Genomic DNA, 3,504 nt, shown 5'->3' on the forward strand with positions numbered 1-3,504 from the left:
ACGGCCTCCAAGGCCGGGACCACGGCGAAGACCGCGAAGAAGGTCCCGGCCCAGAGGACGACGAACGCCGAGGCCGCCGAGACGGCGGCCGCCGTCGGCGAGGACGCCGCCGGGAAGACGGCCGCGCAGAAGACCCCGGCCCGGAAGAGCGCGGCGAGGAAAGCCCCGGCGAAGAGGACCCCGAGGGCCAAGGCCGGCACCGACCTCGGCGGGGGCGTGGAGGAGACGGAGGCTGTCGCGAAGGCCGCCACCAGGAAGACCTCGGCGACGAAGAGCACGGCTTCCAAGACCTCGGTCCCGAAGATCCCGGCGTCGAAGACCCCCGCTTCGAAGGTCTCCGCTTCGAAGGCTCCCGTTTCGAAGGCCCCCGCGGCCAAGTCCCCTGCGTCCAAGGCGACTGCTGCTTCCGAGACGGCGGTCGAGAAGGCCCCTGCCAAGAAGACGCCCGCGAAGAAGGCGGTCACGAAGAAGGCTGTCGCCAAGAAGGCGGTCGCGAAGAAGGCCGTGGCCAAGGCGACCGCGGCCGAGACAGCAGCGTCCAAGGCGACGGCGGCCGAGACCGCCGTGTCCAAGACCGCCGTGTCCAAGACCGCCGTGTCGAAGAAGGCCGCGGCCAAGAAGACCGCCACCAAGAAGGCTGTGACGAAGAAGGCCGTGACGAAGAAGGCCGCGGCCAAGAAGGCGGTCGGGGTGGTGCGGACTTCGGGGGAGCCGGAGAAGACGACGGCGGCGTCGGCCGTCCCGCCGGTCGAGGAAGCGGCGGTACCCGCACAGCCGGCCGTCCCGCCGCGGTCGAGCGCCGGTGCCCAGCCGGCCGTTCCCGCTCAGCAGACGACGGCAGCGGCCCCGTCGGCGTCACCCACCGAACCCCCCGTCTCCGCCCAGCCGTCCGTACCGGCCCAGCCCTCCGCCGCCGTCACCGAGTCCGTCCAGTCGGCCTTCTCGCCCGCCGTGGACGGGGCTGAACGGGAGCGGTTGCTGGCCGGTACGCACCATGAGCCGCACGCCGTGCTGGGGGCGCACCCGGTCGCGGAGGGCGTGGTGTTCCGGGCGTTCCGGCCGTTCGCGCTGGGCGTGACCGTCGTGGCGGGCTCGCTGAGGGCGGAGCTGCACGACGACGGTGAGGGCTTCTTCTCGGGGCTGTTGCCGCTGCGGGACGTACCGGAGGTGTACCGGCTGCTGATCACGTACGAGGGGAACACCCAGGAGACCGAGGACGCGTACCGCTTCCTGCCGGCCGTCGGGGAACTGGATCTGCACCTGGTCAACGAGGGCCGCCACGAGGAGCTCTGGCAGGCGCTCGGGGCCCGGACGATGACCCACCAGGGCGTGACCGGCACCCGCTTCACGGTGTGGGCGCCGAACGCGCGCGGCGTACGGCTGGCCGGGACCTTCAACTACTGGGACGGCACGGGCTACCCGATGCGCGCGCTGGGCTCCTCCGGTGTGTGGGAGCTGTTCGTGCCGGAGATCGGCGAGGGCGAGCTGTACAAGTTCGAGATCACCCGCCCGGACGGTACGAGGACGCTGCGCGCCGACCCGCTGGCCCGCCGTACGGAGGTCCCGCCGAACACCTCGTCCGTCGTGCACGCGTCGCACTACGAGTGGGGCGACGAGGAGTGGATGACGCGACGGGCGGAGGTCCCCGCGCACGAGGCGCCGTTCTCCGTGTACGAGGTCCATCTGCCGTCGTGGCGTCCCGGCCTCACGTACCGCCAGCTCGCCGAGCAGCTCCCGGCGTACGTCAGGGACCTCGGGTTCACCCATGTCGAGCTGCTGCCCATCGCCGAGCACCCCTTCAGCGGCTCCTGGGGCTACCAGGTCACCGGGTTCTACGCGCCCACGGCCCGGCTCGGCGGCCCGGACGACTTCAAGTACCTCGTCGACTCGCTGCACCGGGCCGGGATCGGGGTGCTGATGGACTGGGTGCCGGCGCACTTCCCGCGGGACGACTGGGCCCTGGCCGAGTTCGACGGGCGTCCGCTGTACGAGCACCAGGACCCGGCGCGGGCCGCGCACCCCGACTGGGGGACGCTGGAGTTCGACTACGGCCGCCGCGAGGTGCGCAACTTCCTCGTGGCGAACGCCCTGTTCTGGTGCGAGGAGTACCACATCGACGGGCTGCGCGTGGATGCCGTCGCCTCCATGCTCTACCTCGACTACTCGCGTGAGCCGGGCCAGTGGACCCCGAACGAGCACGGGGGCCGGGAGAACCTGGACGCGGTGTCCTTCCTCCAGGAGATGAACGCGACCGTGTACCGCAGGGTGCCGGGGGTCGTGACGATCGCGGAGGAGTCCACGGCGTGGGACGGCGTCACCCGCGCCACCCACCATGTCGGCCCCGGTGGCTTCGGCGGCCTCGGCTTCGGCCTGAAGTGGAACATGGGCTGGATGCACGACTCCCTCGGCTACATGGCGAAGGAGCCGGTGCACCGCAAGCACCACCACAACGAGATGACGTTCTCGATGGTGTACGCGTACAGCGAGAACTACGTCCTGCCGATCTCGCACGACGAGGTCGTGCACGGCAAGCGTTCCCTGGTGTCGAAGATGCCGGGCGACTGGTGGCAGCAGCGGGCCAACCACCGTGCGTACCTGGGCTTCATGTGGGCGCACCCCGGCAAGCAGCTCCTCTTCATGGGGCAGGAGTTCGCCCAGGGCGGCGAGTGGTCGGAGGCGCACGGCCCCGACTGGTGGCTCCTCGACCCGGCGTACGGCGCCGAGGCGGACCACCGGGGGGTGCGGGACCTGGTCCGCGACCTCAACGCCGTGTACCGCGACACCCCCGCACTCTGGCAGCGCGACACCGACCCGTCCGGCTTCTCCTGGATCACGGGGGACGCGGCCGAGGACAACGTCCTGGCCTTCCTGCGGCTCGACGCGGACGGCACGCCCCTGCTGGCCGTCTCCAACTTCAGCCCGGTGATCCGCCGGGACTACCGGCTGGGCGTCCCCGACGACGTCCCGGCGTGGCGGGAGGTCCTGAACACGGACGCGGCGTCGTACGGGGGGAGCGATGTCACGACACCGCACCCGGTGAAGTCGGAGCCGACACCGTGGCACGCCCGGGGGGCGAGCGTGCGTATCACCCTCCCACCCCTGGCGACGGTGTGGCTGCGCCCGGCGTAGGGCGCCCTATGGCTCGGGGCCGCGGGCGCGTGGGCGACTGCGGGTGATGTGTGGCTGGTCGCGCAGTTCCCCGCGCCCCTGGAAAAGCGGGGGCCTGCGGCCCCGTGCTTTTCCGATGAAGGGCGGGCCGCGGGCCCGTCCCTCCAGGGGCGCGGGGAACTGCGCGACCAGCCACACACCACCCGCAGTCGCCCACGCGCCCGCGGCCCCGAGCCATAGGGCGCCCTACGCCGGGCGCAGCCACACCGTCGCCAGGGGTGGGAGGGTGATACGCACGCTCGCCCCCCGGGCGTGCCACGGTGTCGGCTCCGACTTCACCGGGTGCGCTGTCGTGACATCGCTCCCCCCGTACGACGCCGCGTCCGTGTTCAGGAC

General features: G+C 71.9%; 2 protein-coding genes. One reads left to right on the plus strand and one right to left on the minus strand.

The annotated features are described in order from the left end of the window. The first annotated feature begins 216 nt into the window (after window positions 1-216). Window positions 217-3,129 (plus strand): 1,4-alpha-glucan branching enzyme, encoded by a 2,913-nt coding sequence (glgB, locus tag AOK15_RS37585; protein WP_079058928.1) that lies wholly within the window; start codon window positions 217-219, stop codon window positions 3,127-3,129. A gap of 225 nt (window positions 3,130-3,354) precedes the next feature. On the opposite strand, the gene AOK15_RS43250 is transcribed toward glgB, so the two are convergent. Then, window positions 3,355-3,504: alpha amylase C-terminal domain-containing protein (locus AOK15_RS43250; protein WP_157870488.1), on the minus strand; the 150-nt coding region annotated here is incomplete at its 5' end.

The organism is Streptomyces ossamyceticus (genome assembly GCF_001418475.1).
Classification (GTDB): Bacteria; Actinomycetota; Actinomycetes; order Streptomycetales; family Streptomycetaceae; genus Streptomyces; species Streptomyces ossamyceticus.